Annotated in this window: 10 protein-coding genes; 7 read left to right on the plus strand and 3 right to left on the minus strand. The window is 73.8% G+C overall.

Translation table 11 applies throughout. The annotated features are described in order from the left end of the window. Positions 1 to 27 precede the first annotated feature (27 nt). A complete protein-coding gene (locus ACZ7IF_RS07365) occupies positions 28 to 1,086 on the minus strand; it encodes a helix-turn-helix domain-containing protein (RefSeq protein WP_470964498.1) in 1,059 nt (352 codons plus the stop codon). A gap of 119 nt (positions 1,087 to 1,205) precedes the next feature. Between ACZ7IF_RS07365 and ACZ7IF_RS07370 the strand changes: the two genes are divergently transcribed. The 4 genes from ACZ7IF_RS07370 to ACZ7IF_RS07385 all read left to right on the plus strand — a co-directional run bounded on the left by ACZ7IF_RS07370 (position 1,206) and on the right by ACZ7IF_RS07385 (position 5,920). Next, entirely contained in the window at positions 1,206 to 2,102 is an 897-nt protein-coding gene (locus tag ACZ7IF_RS07370) for an alpha/beta hydrolase (RefSeq protein WP_470964501.1), read from the plus strand. 182 nt (positions 2,103 to 2,284) lie between these two features. Next, positions 2,285 to 3,385, plus strand: coding sequence for a serine hydrolase domain-containing protein (locus tag ACZ7IF_RS07375; protein WP_470964633.1), 1,101 nt, complete (start codon positions 2,285 to 2,287; stop codon positions 3,383 to 3,385). A gap of 84 nt (positions 3,386 to 3,469) precedes the next feature. After that, positions 3,470 to 4,372: an RNA polymerase sigma factor SigJ gene (gene sigJ, locus ACZ7IF_RS07380; RefSeq protein WP_470964504.1), complete on the plus strand. Its 903-nt coding sequence runs from the start codon at positions 3,470 to 3,472 to the stop codon at positions 4,370 to 4,372. A 120-nt stretch (positions 4,373 to 4,492) separates the two neighbouring features. Then, positions 4,493 to 5,920 (plus strand): amino acid permease, encoded by a 1,428-nt coding sequence (locus tag ACZ7IF_RS07385; protein WP_470964507.1) that lies wholly within the window; start codon positions 4,493 to 4,495, stop codon positions 5,918 to 5,920. Positions 5,921 to 6,427: 507 nt separating this feature from the next. On the opposite strand, the gene ACZ7IF_RS07390 is transcribed toward ACZ7IF_RS07385, so the two are convergent. Further along, a complete protein-coding gene (locus ACZ7IF_RS07390) occupies positions 6,428 to 7,885 on the minus strand; it encodes a TerD family protein (protein WP_470964510.1) in 1,458 nt (485 codons plus the stop codon). Positions 7,886 to 8,109: 224 nt separating this feature from the next. On the opposite strand from ACZ7IF_RS07390, the gene ACZ7IF_RS07395 reads away from it, so the two are divergent. The 3 genes from ACZ7IF_RS07395 to ACZ7IF_RS07405 all read left to right on the plus strand — a co-directional run bounded on the left by ACZ7IF_RS07395 (position 8,110) and on the right by ACZ7IF_RS07405 (position 11,219). Continuing rightward, on the plus strand, positions 8,110 to 8,796 hold the full coding sequence (locus ACZ7IF_RS07395) for a hypothetical protein (protein ID WP_470964513.1): 687 nt from the start codon (positions 8,110 to 8,112) through the stop codon (positions 8,794 to 8,796). 143 nt (positions 8,797 to 8,939) lie between these two features. Continuing rightward, a complete protein-coding gene (locus ACZ7IF_RS07400) occupies positions 8,940 to 9,479 on the plus strand; it encodes an EF-hand domain-containing protein (RefSeq protein ID WP_470964517.1) in 540 nt (179 codons plus the stop codon). A 144-nt stretch (positions 9,480 to 9,623) separates the two neighbouring features. Then, the gene (locus tag ACZ7IF_RS07405; protein ID WP_470964520.1) at positions 9,624 to 11,219 is read left to right on the plus strand and encodes an NAD(P)/FAD-dependent oxidoreductase; all 1,596 of its coding nucleotides are present in this window, start codon (positions 9,624 to 9,626) and stop codon (positions 11,217 to 11,219) included. Between the two features lie 68 nt (positions 11,220 to 11,287). Here ACZ7IF_RS07405 and ACZ7IF_RS07410 read toward each other — a convergent pair whose 3' ends face one another. Continuing rightward, entirely contained in the window at positions 11,288 to 12,370 is a 1,083-nt protein-coding gene (locus ACZ7IF_RS07410) for a PI-PLC domain-containing protein (RefSeq protein ID WP_470964523.1), read from the minus strand. Between the last annotated feature and the right edge of the window lie 125 nt (positions 12,371 to 12,495).

The raw sequence follows: 12,495 nt of genomic DNA on the forward strand, positions 1-12,495 counted from the left end.
CCCCAGGGGCCGGCACCCCGCACGCCCTCACCCTTCGATCAGCCGCCACGCGGCCAGCGCCAGCCCGGCCCGGGACAGCCCCGGCGCCCCGGTCAGGTCGAGGTCCAGGGTCCGGCCGATCTGCTCGATCCTGCGGGCCACGCTGCTGTGGTGCAGGTGGAGCAGGTCGGCCGCCCGGCGCAGCGACCCCGTGGCGCAGTAGGCGTCCAGCGTCTCCAGGTCCTCCGGGCTGCCGGCCAGCCGGGCCAGCGCCGCGACGTCGGCGTTGCCGCACAGGGCGTCCCGCGGCACCTCCGCCAGGAGCGCCAGCGCGCCCAGCGCCGCGTAGCGGACCACGGGTTCGCGCGCGGTGGCGAACCGCAGGGCGGTACGGGCCTCCCGCCACGCCACGTCGGGCCTCTCGGAGGCGCCGATGCCCGCGCGCACACCCTCCGGAAACCGGTCCGGCTCCACGGCCGCGGCCAGGATGACCCCGACACCGGCGACCACCGCCCCCTTCACCGGCCGCCCCGGACAGACGAGCCCGCCCACCCGGTCGAGCGGCAGCCGCTCCGACCGTACGGCGGCCACCCGGACCGGCGGACCGGCGGCGAAACCCAGCAGCCGCAGCGCCCGGGCCCTGGCCGCCTCGTCGGTGCCGGCACCGATCACCAGCTCGACGAGGGCCGGATCCGCCATCGTGGTCCGGGCCGGCCCGTACCGTTCGACGGCGGCCGCGACGGCGATGGCGAGCCGCTCCAGCAGCACCTCGTCGAGCGGCCCGGCCGGGCCCGGCCGCTCCAGCCACACCGAGCCGATCTCCTCCTCGTCGAGGACCACCGCCACCGAGCCGGACGCGGACGCCGGCGACGCCCCCTTCGAAGCGTCGTCGCCGTCGGGCGGGACACCGTCGGGCGAGACACGGATCGTCCGCCCCGTGCCGTACAGCCGGATCCCGGCGACGCACTCGGCCAGCCCCGCCGAGGCGCGGGCGAGCGCCGGGAGGTCCACCCGCCGGCGCATCAGCGTGTCGTAGAACGCGACGATGCGCAGAGCCCCGTCCACGTACGGATCGAGTCCCGACAGCCGTACGGCGAGTGCCTCCATGGCGCAAGCATAGAAGCCCGGACCGGCCGGCAGGGGGCGCCGATCGGCGCGCGATCGGGCCGGGATCCCCGACGGACGGCGGACGACCCGGGCCGGCCGGCCCGGTGAGGATGTTCGCCATGGACCCCGAACTCGAAGCATTCGTACCGTTCTTCCCCCGGACCGACCTGAGCGACCCGGTCGCCGCCCGCAAGAGCTTCGCCGAACTGGCCTCCGCCGTACCGGCACCGGACGCCGCCGACATGGAGGTCGAGGACCGCACCGTCGCCGCCGGCCCCGACGTGCCCGTACGCGTCTACCGCCCGCACGGAGCCGAGGGCGCCGTCGTGTGGATGCACGGCGGCGGATTCACCATGGGCGACCTGGACACGGAGCACCCCTGGGCCAGCCGCATCGCCGCCGGCTCCGGAGCGGTGGTGATCTCGGTGGACTACCGCCTCGCCCCCGAACACCCCTTCCCCGCCGCCCTGGACGACGCGTACGCCGTCCTCGCCTGGACCGCCGGGAACGCCGCCGGGCTCGGCATCGACCCGGCCCGCATCGCGGTCGGCGGCCACAGCTCCGGCGCCAACCTCGCGGCCGCGGTCGCACTGCGGGCCCGTGACCACCACGGGCCGGCGATCCGGTTCCAGCTGCTCAACCAGCCGGGGCTCGACGACCGGCAGGACAGCTGGTCGGCCCGCAACTTCACCGACACGCCCTGGTTCTACCGCGACAAGGCCACCGCGGGCTGGCGGCACTACCTGGGCCCCGGCCCCGCGACCCCGTACGCCGCGCCGGCCCGGGCCACCGACCTGTCCGGCCTGCCCCCGGCCTACATCTCCACCGCGGAGTTCGACCCGAACCGCGACGAGGGCCTCGACTACGGGCTGCGCCTGCTCCGGGCGGGCGTGCCGGTCGAGATCCACCAGTGGCCCGGCACCTTCCACGGTTCGCAGGCCCTCCTGTCCGCCGAGGTCTCCCAGCGCCAGAACGCCGAACTCGGCGCCGTCCTGCGCCGCGCCCTCGCCGGCTGAACAACAACCCACCGCCCCCTGAAAGGAACAGAACCTTGCCGATCCGACCGAAGTTCCGCCTCGCCCTGTGTGCGGGCGCGGCCGCACTCGCCACCGCCACCACCGCCACCGCCGTACCCGCGGCGGCGGCCCCCGCACCGCACGGGACCACGCCCGTGACCCCCGCGGAGCTCCGGGCGGCCATGGACGCCGTCCACCGGGCGGGCATACCGGGGGTGTACGGCGAGGTACGCGTCGACGGCCGGACCTGGCGCGGCGCCTCCGGGGTCGCCGACGTCACGACCGGACGCCCCGTCAGCCCGGACATGCGCCACCGCGTCGGCAGCGTCACCAAGACGTTCACCGCCGCCGCCGTCATGCAGCAGGTCGAGCGGGGCCGGATCCGGCTCGACGCGCCGATCGGCGACCACCTCCCCGACCTGGTGCCGGGAGAGCGCGGCCGGAAGATCACCGTGCGGATGCTCCTCAACCACACCAGCGGCCTCCCCGATTACATCTCCTACGCCTTCCCGTCCCTCCAGGCCGGCTCGCCCGCAAGCCTCGACGACAACCGCTTCCGGCGGTTCCGCCCGGCAGAGCTGATCGAGCTGGGCCTCTCGGCACCGCCCGCCGGCGAGCCCGGCGGCCCGACCGGGGTGTACTCCAACACCAACTACCTGCTGCTCGGTGAGCTCCTGGAGCGGGTCACCGGCACCCCGGCGCAGGAGTACATCACCCGCAACGTCATCCGGCGCGCCGGTCTGCGGCACACCGGGTTCCCGGCCGGCCCGTACGTCGAGGGACCCCACTCCCGCATGTACGAGGCCGCGTTCGGCCTGCTCGACCCGCCGCGCGACTACAGCGTCTACGACATGTCCTGGGCCGGGACGGGAGCCGCCCTGGTGTCGACCATGGCGGACCTCAACCGCTTCTACGCGGAGCTCCTCGACGGCAGGATCGTCAGCCGCGCCTCCCTGGAGCAGATGCAGCGCACCATCCCGGTCCGCGCCCTGGACGGCACGACGGTCCAGTACGGCCTCGGCCTCCACAAGGTCACCGTCCCGGGCTGCGGCACCTTCTGGGGCCACGACGGCTCGGCCTGGGGAGCCGGAACCCTGTCCCTGACCCGGGCCGACGGCAGGCGCCAGATGTCGGTGGCCGTCAACCTCCAGCGCTGGAGCGCACCGGACCCCGCGGGGAACCGGCCGCCCCACCCCGTCGACGAAGCCCTCACCGAGCTGTACGGCGAAGCGATGTGCGACGGGACGAACACCGACGGGCCCCACCCGCCACCGCAGATGTGAGGTGACGCACCAACTCGCCCTCCACCACGGTCTTTGGCCGAGGATGGCCCCCGGAGAGAGCCGAACGAGGGAGCCGCCGAGGCCATGACCACAGATCCGAGCCCGAGTGCGATCACGGGGGAGCGCACCCGGCTGACCAACCTCGCCTACCGCTTCCTCGGCTCCCTGTCCGAGGCCGAGGACGCGGTGCAGGAGGCCTACACCCGCTGGTACGCCATGCCGCGGCAGCAGCGGGAGGCCATCGAGTCGCCCGGCGCCTGGCTGACGACCGTGGCGAGCCGCGTCTGCCTCGACGTACTCGGCTCCGCCCGGGCCCGGCGCGAGAACTACGTCGGGCAGTGGGTTCCGGAACCGCTGCCCGACCGTACGGAGTGGATGAACGCCCGCGGCGACGCCGGCGCCGACCCGGCCGACCGGGTCACCCTCGACGAGTCGGTCGACATGGCCTTCCTCGTCGTACTCGAAGCGATGACCCCTGCCGAAAGGGTCGCGTTCATCCTCCACGACGTCTTCCGCTACCCCTTCGCCGAAGTGGCCGGCATCGTCGGCCGCACCCCGGCGGCCTGCCGCCAACTGGCGTCATCGGCCCGCCGCCGCATCGGCACGGCGCGCCCCCAGCAGGGCCCGACCGCCGGACGGGCCCGCGTCATCAGGGACTTCAAGCGGGCCTGGGAGGCCAAGGACGTCGCGGCCCTCGTCGGCCTCCTCGACCCCGACGCCACGATGACCGCCGACGGCGGCGGCCTGGTCGGCGCCGTACTGCGCCCGGTCGTGGGCGCGGACCGGATCGCCCGCTACATCACCGAGACCGGAGGGAAGTCGACACCCGGCCTGACCCTCCTGGAACGGTCGGTCAACGGTCGCCCCGGCCTGGTGGCCCAGTTCGGCGGCACCACCGTCACGGTGGCCGCGTTCGGCCTGACGGGCGACCGGATCAGCCACATCTGGGCGGTGCGCAACCCGGAGAAACTGCGGATCTGGAACTGACCCGAAGGGGGGACCACGGGTTTGGGCCAGACGATCTCACACCACCGGAGCGCCTAGTTCCGCAACGTCGGCGCTTCCGAGATGATGTGCGCCCGCCACCCCGGCCGAAAGGAACGCAGCATGACCAGCTTGTGGTCAGGGCAGGGCGTACTGCGCCGCAAGCCGATCGAGCACATCGAAGAGCCCGAAGGGGCGCCCAGCGAACAGCTCACCCGCACCCTCGGCCTCTGGCAGCTCACCGCGATCGGTGTCGGCGGCATCATCGGCGCCGGCATCTTCACCCTCGCCGGGACCGTCGCCAACGGCGTCGCGGGACCGGCGGTGCTGCTCTCCTTCCTCATCGCCGGCGTGGCCAGCGCCGCGGCGGCGTTCTCCTACGCCGAGTTCGCCGGCCTGATCCCGAAGGCCGGCTCCGCCTACACCTACGGGTACGCCGTCCTCGGCGAGCTGGCCGGCTGGTTCATCGGCTGGGACCTGCTGCTGGAGTACACGGCCATCGTCGCGGTCGTCGCCATCGGCATCTCCGGCTACTTCAACTTCCTCCTGGAGGAGACCGGCGCCTCCCTCCCCACCTGGATGCTCGGCGCCCCCGGCACGGGCGAAGGACACCGCTTCGACCTCATCGCGGCGGTCCTGTGCCTGTTCACGGCCTACCTGCTCACCCTCGGCATCAAGAACGCCGCACGCTTCGAGACGGTCGTGGTCGTCCTCAAGGTGCTGGTCGTCCTGCTGGTCGTCGTCGTCGGCTTCTTCCACATCAAGTCCGACAACTACACGCCGTTCTTCCCGTTCGGGGTGGGCGGCGCCTTCACCGGCGCGGCCACCGTCTTCTTCGCGGTCTTCGGCTACGACGCCATGAGCACGGCGGCGGAGGAGTCCAAGGACGCGCAGCGGCACATGCCCCGCGCGATCCTCTACTCCCTCGCCATCGCCATGGTGCTGTACGTCCTGGCCTGCCTGGTCCTGACGGGCATGCAGAAGTACACCGAGATCGACCCGGAGAGCGGCTTCTCCAGCGCCTTCAAGGCGGCCGGGCTGCCCGTGGTCGCCGACATCATCGCGGTCGGGGCCATCATCGGCATCCTCACCGTCATGTTCACCTTCATGCTCGGCGTGACCCGCGTGTGGTTCTCCATGAGCCGTGACGGACTGCTGCCCCACTGGTTCGCCAAGACCCACCCCACCCGGCACGTCCCGACCCGCGTCACCTGGATCGTCGGCGTGGCGTCGGCGGCCATCGCGGGGTTCGTGCCGATCGGCGAGGCGGCGGAGCTCACCAACATCGGCATCCTGCTCGCCTTCGCCGTCGTGTGCACCTCGGTCATCGTCCTCCGCTACAAGCGCCCCGACCTGCCCCGCACCTTCCGCACCCCGCTGATGCCCTTCACCCCCGCCGTCGGGGTCATCGCGTCGATCTGGCTCATCACCTACCTCCGCGTGGAGACGTGGCTCCGCTTCGTGATCTGGCTCCTCATCGGCCTGGCCATCTACTTCGGCTACTCGTACCGCAACTCCAAGCTGGCCGGACGCACGCCCCCCGGCCCGTGAGCCGCCGGTCCAGGCGCTGGCCACCGCCCGGCCGGGCGGCCGCCCGGGCCGCTACCCGGTGGTCATCGGGCTGACCGACCGCGCCCTCACCCCCACCGGGGAACTCGGCGCCGTGGAGGACTCCGCCGACCTCGACTCCGCCACCGCCCGCGAGGACTACGCCGGGGCCGCCGCCCTGCGCGGCCCCGGCGACATCGCCCTGCCGGCGGGACGGCCCCAGGAGGCGGAGCGGGTCTACGCGGATGCCCTCGACCGCATCGCCCCCCCCTGGGTCAAGAGCCTCGGCAACCGGCTGCGCTGCCTCGGCGGCCTCGGCCGGACGGCCGGGGCCCGCGGCGACCGCGCCGCGGGCCTCGACGTACCAGGACAGCGTGGCCGCGGCCGTGGCCGCCCTGGGCCGCTCCGTACCGGACGCCCTGCGCCTGCTGGGCCTGCCGGAGGAGCTCGTCACGGCGGTGGCCGCGCGATGAACGGTCCGCGGGGCGTCCGGCCGCTCCCCCGCGCGGGTCAGCGCAGGCGCCGCCAGAAGGGCGGGACCTCGCCCTCCCGCCGGTTGGGGTGCGGGGTGACCTCGCGGGGGGTGAGGGACCAGGCGCTGTCGTACCGGACGATCAGCAGCCGTGCCCCCCGCGTCAGCGCCACCGTGCTCCGCCCCGGCCACCGGTCACCGCTGTGCAGGGTCCGGCGCGAGGCGCTGCGCCGGAGGGACTCCAGCTCGAACCAGGCGTCGTCCTTGCTGTTGCGGTACCTGACGGCGAGGTCGATGGCGGGCCCCGAGTACGCCAGGACGTCGGCGCCGACGCCCTCGACGCGCTCGGAGGCGTCCCGCAGCACCGACACCGGGCTCACGGTGATCTTCCACTCGCCCCGCGCCTTCACCCGCAGCCGCAGCGGTCCGTTCCCCTCGTGGTCCACGATCCCGCGCCCGGTGAAGTCCTCGTGCCAGCCGCTGAGGGCCGAGGGGGTCCTCTCGCGGTTGCGGTGGTTCAGCGCGTGGACCTCCACGTAGCCGTCCCCAAGGCGGACCAGGTCGACCACCGCGAAGCCGGGCGCCGTGGCCGCCTCCACCCGGACGATCTCCTCCCCCCTGCCCTCCTGGGTGAAGACGGGGAAGTCCGGCCCGAAGTCGGTCGGAAGGCTGTTGATCCGCCTGGTGATGGTGCCCAGCAGAGGGGCACCGGATTTGGAGACGGGGATGCCGGCGGGTACGGCGGGCGCGGCGGAGGAGGCCGTGGCGGCCGCCTCGTTCTCGGCCTCCGACGGGACGGACACCGCCGGAACCGGAACCACCTCTGCCGGAGCCGGAGCCGGAGCCGCAGTCGCCGTTGCCGTTGCCGTCGCCGGGAGCGGCGGGGCGGGCGGCGGAGCCTCGGGCAGCGCGGGTGCGGGCGGCGGGCCGGCATCCGGCTCCTCCGCCTCCGCCTCGTCCTCCACCGTGAACCCGTAGTCCTCGGCCAGCCCCGGAAGGCCGGAGTCGTAGCCCTGCCCGACCGCGCGGAACTTCCAGCCCCCGTCGCGGCGGTAGAACTCGCCCAGCACGTAAGCGGTTTCGGTCGCCGCGTCGTCGTCGTCGACCGCGTACACCACCATCCGCTGTCCCGTCACCGTGCTCACGGCCTCCAGGTACAGCCCCGGTATCTCCCCGAAGGCCGCGCCCTCGGAGGAGGCCGCGATGACGATGCGCTCCACCTCCGGTTCGACCCGGCCCGGGTCGATCTCCAGCCAGTCCGCCATCCGCCCGTCCTCGCTCCGGGCGTTGCCCAGGAGCTCCACGGCGCTGGTGGCGTGCGAGCGCTGGTTGTAGAAGATCAGGTCGCTGCGGCCCCTCACCTTTCCGCTGTCGTCGAGCAGCAGTGCCGCCGGGTCGATCTCGGGCACACCGGGCCCGGCCGCGCGACGGACCACGGCGACCCGCATGGGCTCGCCGGACATGGGCAGATTGCCCCCCTTGATGATCTGCGTCATAACGGCATCGTCGCAGGCCAGTTGGGCACAAGTCGAGCTTTTGTTCTCCGGTGGGACGATCGGGCGGACACCCCGGGGGGGGCGTCCGGCGGATCAGGGCCGGACATCCCCTAGCACACTCGGTCCGCCCCGGGGCGGACCTCGGGCATGCCCGCCCCCGGCGCGCACGGCTCTGGCTAACGTGCTCTGGAAGGCCGGGTGCGGCCCAGGGGAGGAGCGGGCGGATGGGGACCACGGTGGTGGGGTTCCGGCTCGGCTGGGACAGGAAGGGCCGGCAGGCCACGGTGGTGCTCACCCAGGCGGGCGTCCTGCACCACAGCAGCGGCCTCCTCGGCCTGGCGCCGCGCCCCGCCAGACCACAGGCCCCGGCGGGCCCGGATCCGCACCCGGTGCCGCGTCAGGCCGCGACCCTGCGCCGCGTGTACGCGGGGCTGGTCCACCAGGGCTACGGCCGGGAGCTGATCCCGCCGGTCTGCGTCCGTCTCGACACCGACGAACGCCCCCTCCACCCCCGCCCGTGGGGCGAGCACGCACCCCGGGCGCACCCGGAGCTGATCGCCGAATTCACCGGCGCCGCCCCCTCCGGCCCCGGAACGCTCGACGACGCCCTGACCGCCTTCTACGCCGAGATCGGCCTCACCCCGCGGGCGCGCACCGCCGCCCTCCCGCCCGGCCCGGCCGGGGTACCTCCGGCGGTCCGGCAGGCGCTGGGCGCCCTCGCCGAAGGCCGGACCCTCGCCTCCCGTCCGGGGCGCGGCACCGGCTGGAGCGTCACGGGTGCGGGAGTGCGCCTGCACGCAGGTCCGGGCGGCGAGGACCTCACCCACCGCGAAGTGGCCGAGCTCCAGGCCGCCCTGACGGCCTGGCTGCGCCACCAGCGGCGCTCGGGTACGGGGGCCGGCGCGCGCTGACCGGTACCGGACGCCCGTCCGTTCCCGTCACCCGGAACGCCCAGTCGTCCCGGGCCTTCGGTGCGGGGAGGCCGGGTCGTGTGGTTTCCTGGGCCCGCTCCGCACCGTGGCGGAGCGGATACGTGGAGTGAAGGGGTGTTGTCGTGAGCGTTCTGGACATCAAGCTGGACCGGTCGTTCGACGTCTTCGACTCGGACCGCGACGGGCGGCTCGACAAGTCGGACGTCATCGGCCTCTCGGACCGGCTCGCCGAGGCACTCGGCCTCACCCCGGACGACGTGGCAGGGCTCCGGGATTCGCTGGCGGAGCTCTGGGACACCGTCTTCCAGCGGATGGACCGCGACGACGACGGGGGAGTCGACCGGCAGGAGTTCCGGGCGGCGTTCCGGGCGCGGATCGTCACCGACCAGAACCGGATCTGGGAGCGGATCCGGAACATGAGCAACGCCTGGACCGAGCTCGGCGACCGCGACGGCGACGGCATGCTGAGCCGTGACGAGTACACCTCCCTGCTCCACGGCATGTTCCGGCTGCCCCGCCAGACCTTCGACGAGGCGTTCGACCGGCTGGACGTCGACGGTGACGGGCAGCTGAGCCGCGAGGAGATCAGCTCCGCGATGAAGGAGTACTACACGAGCGAGAACCACGCGGCCCGCGGGAACCAGTTCTTCGGCCGCCTCTGAGGACCGCCCGGGGTGGTGGCGGGCGCCCGCGCCCGCTGCCGCCCCGCCGCCCGCAGCGACCCCTCCGCAGCCGATTCGTATCGCCTCCCCGCTCGTTGACCGGAGCGGAAGCCGATCTTTCGATACTTGTTGGAGGACCCTTTGATGGCCGATGCCGCACTGCCGGTGATCGTTCTGTCCGACCCTGATCCGCTCCGCCGGCACGAGACGGCCGAGCTGGTGCGAAGCTGGTACCGGACGTCGTTCCGGGTGCTCCAGGTCGGTGGACCCGCGGAGGCGGTCCGGGCGCTGAACTCGCTGGCCGACCGGAAGGTGCCCGTCGCCGCCGTGCTCGCCGACGAAGCCCCCGAGCCCGGTACCGCGCCCCCCGGCGTGCGCTGGCTGCCCCTGGCCCGGCGCTCCGACGGCGTGCCCGACGCCGACGGCGCTCTGCGCGGCGGGGAGCACCCGGCCGAGCACCTCCGGGTCGCGCTCGACGACTCCCTGTGCACCTGGAACGCCGACTGCCGGGGCGGCCTGCCGACCGCCGAGGTGCGCGGCAGCCGCTTCTCACCCGCCGCCTACGCGGTACGCGACTTCCTCGGCCGCAGCGGCGTGATCTTCCGCTGGCTGCCCGGGGAGGACGCGCGGGACGCCCCGGTGACCGTCCGGCTCGGTGACGGCACCGAGATGGCGGACCCCTCGGTCAGCGAACTGGCCGAACGGCTCGGCCTCATCCGCCCGGCCGGGCAGGACCACTACGACGTCGCCGTGATCGGCGGCGGCCCCGGAGGCCTGTCCGCGGCGGTGTACGCCGCCGCCGAGGGCATGAGCGTGGTCGTGATCGAGGACGACGCCCCCGGCGGACAGGCGGGATCGACCTCGCGGATCGAGAACTACCTCGGCTTCCCCGTGGGCCTGACCGGCGCCGATCTCGCCCAGCGCGCCCTCCAGCAGGCCCGCCGGGCCCGCGTCGAGTGGCAGCCCACCCGGGTGGCCAGCCGGGTGTCCCCCACGGGGACGGGTGACCACAGCATCGAGTTCGTCAAGGCGGGCACCGAGGAGACGGCCTCGGTGACCGCGGCGGCCGTGGTGGTCGCCACCGGAGTGGACTGGAACCGCCTGACGGCCCCCGGGGTCGACCGGCTCCTCAACTCCGGTGTGTACTACGGATCCTGCCTGTCCGACGCCCCCTCGACCGCCGGCGAGGACGTGTACATGGTGGGCGCGGGCAACTCCGCCGGACAGGCCGCCCTCTACTTCGCGCGCTACGCCCGCTCCGTCACCCTGCTGGTACGGGGCACCGAGCTCGGCGCGTCCATGTCGAGCTACCTCGTGCAGCGGATCGAGCGGACTCCGGGCCTGCGGGTCATGCTGGGCACCGAGGTCGCCGAATGCCTCGGCGGGGACACCCTCACCGGGCTCAGGCTGCGCGGGCGCGACGGCGGCGAGCGGACCGTCGGCGCGCACTGCCTCTACGTCCTGATCGGCGGCCGCCCGTCGACCGAGTGGCTCGGCGGCACGCTGAAGCTCGACGACCGCGGGTACGTCCTGACCGGCAGCGGCGGGGCGGGCCCGGACGCGCTCCAGATGGAGACCAGCGTGCCCGGGGTGTTCGCCGTGGGCGACGTCCGGTCCGGATCCGTCAAGCGGGTCGGCGCCGCCGTGGGCGAAGGCGCCGCGGTCGCGCAGTCGCTGGTCGAGTACCGGCGGCGGCACCCCGGCCGCTTCCGGGACGCGAGGGCGGCCTGCGGCTTCTGACCGGCACCGGCCCCTGCCGCCGACGCCCGGGCGGCGCCGGCGGGGGCCGGGTGTCCGGCGGGCGGGTGTCAGGGGCCGGCGTTCAGCTCCGCGACGACCGAGGCGGGGGTGTGGCCGCTGCTGTCGGACAGGCGGTGGAAGTCGACGGAGACGAAGTTCGGCTCGCGTCCCCCGGTCGCGGTCCGGCACTGCCCGGCGATGCGGTTTCTGAGCTTGGCGCCGTTGTCCAGGGCCGCGGTGAGGACGGTCGGCACGTTGCGGTGGTGGCTCATCGTGAACAGCCGCCGGAATCCCGGCTCCTGCCGGTCCAGGGGCACATCGGGCCAGCGGCTGACGCACGTGAGGTCGTCGCCCGTGTCGCCGAGGCTCCAGTGGTTGGCGACCGTCCACGACCTGTCGTACATGACGCCCAGGTGTTCCCGGTCCGAGCGGTCGGAGAAGACCAGCAGCCGCTTGCCGGCGGTGACGAGATCGGCCACCTTCGGCCATCCGTTCTGCCGGACGTCCCATTCGTCGGGCCGGAACAGCAGCCCGTCGACCCCGCGGACCCTGCTCAGGGACTGCCGCAGCTGCTCGGCGCTGACGTAGTCCTCCAGGAAGACGGTCACGACCTCCTGGGGACGGGCGGTGAGGAAGTCCACCACGGTCTGCATCGTGCCGTGGAAGGACTGCCGGGGCAGTGCGTACGTGGCCCCGGCGAAGGTCTTGCAGTCGCCGTGGCACAGGTACACGTCGCTGGGGTAGCAGTCGCTGCCGAAGCTGATGACGCACAGCCAGGTGCTGCGCTCGTACCAGTGCGTGTCCAGGCTCAGGCCGCGTACACCGCTGTCGAGCTGGGCGCGCACCGACTCCGACTGGTTCACCGAACTCCAGCGGGAGTCCTCGTAGTTGGTGAAGGAGTTGTGGGTGGTCAGGAAGGAGGCCTCGTCGAGGCGGAGGTCGCCCCAGCGGGCGGCGGCGTCCGCTGCCGACGGGGTGCCGGCGGGGCCTGTGGGTGCCGCCGGGGCGGCCGCGGCGCCCGGTGCGCAGAGGAGGGCGGGCAGGAGGAGGCACAGGAGGAGGCGTACGAGGAGGCGGAGGCCGGCTCTTCGCGGTCGGGCGGCGGCGAGGCCGGCCCGCCGGGCCGGATAGGGCGTGTCCATGTCAATCATGGCGGGGAGGGTAGCGCTCCGCCCGGTGATGCGCCCGCACGCGGACGCGTTCGGCCGGTTCCCGTCGGGGCGAGGCAGTCCGCCGTTGGAGTGAGGAGCAAACGATCCGGCGCCGGCAAGGGGTT

This window comes from Streptomyces sp. NPDC037421, from assembly GCF_055602105.1.

Coding starts and splice junctions, on each gene's coding strand:
- ACZ7IF_RS07365 (WP_470964498.1), bottom strand. CDS start 1,086: ATGGAGGCACTCGCCGTACGGCTGTCGGGACTCGATCCGTACGTGGAC.
- ACZ7IF_RS07370 (WP_470964501.1), top strand. CDS start 1,206: ATGGACCCCGAACTCGAAGCATTCGTACCGTTCTTCCCCCGGACCGAC.
- ACZ7IF_RS07375 (WP_470964633.1), top strand. CDS start 2,285: ATGGACGCCGTCCACCGGGCGGGCATACCGGGGGTGTACGGCGAGGTA.
- sigJ (WP_470964504.1), top strand. CDS start 3,470: ATGACCACAGATCCGAGCCCGAGTGCGATCACGGGGGAGCGCACCCGG.
- ACZ7IF_RS07385 (WP_470964507.1), top strand. CDS start 4,493: ATGACCAGCTTGTGGTCAGGGCAGGGCGTACTGCGCCGCAAGCCGATC.
- ACZ7IF_RS07390 (WP_470964510.1), bottom strand. CDS start 7,885: ATGACGCAGATCATCAAGGGGGGCAATCTGCCCATGTCCGGCGAGCCC.
- ACZ7IF_RS07395 (WP_470964513.1), top strand. CDS start 8,110: ATGGGGACCACGGTGGTGGGGTTCCGGCTCGGCTGGGACAGGAAGGGC.
- ACZ7IF_RS07405 (WP_470964520.1), top strand. CDS start 9,624: ATGGCCGATGCCGCACTGCCGGTGATCGTTCTGTCCGACCCTGATCCG.
- ACZ7IF_RS07410 (WP_470964523.1), bottom strand. CDS start 12,370: ATGATTGACATGGACACGCCCTATCCGGCCCGGCGGGCCGGCCTCGCC.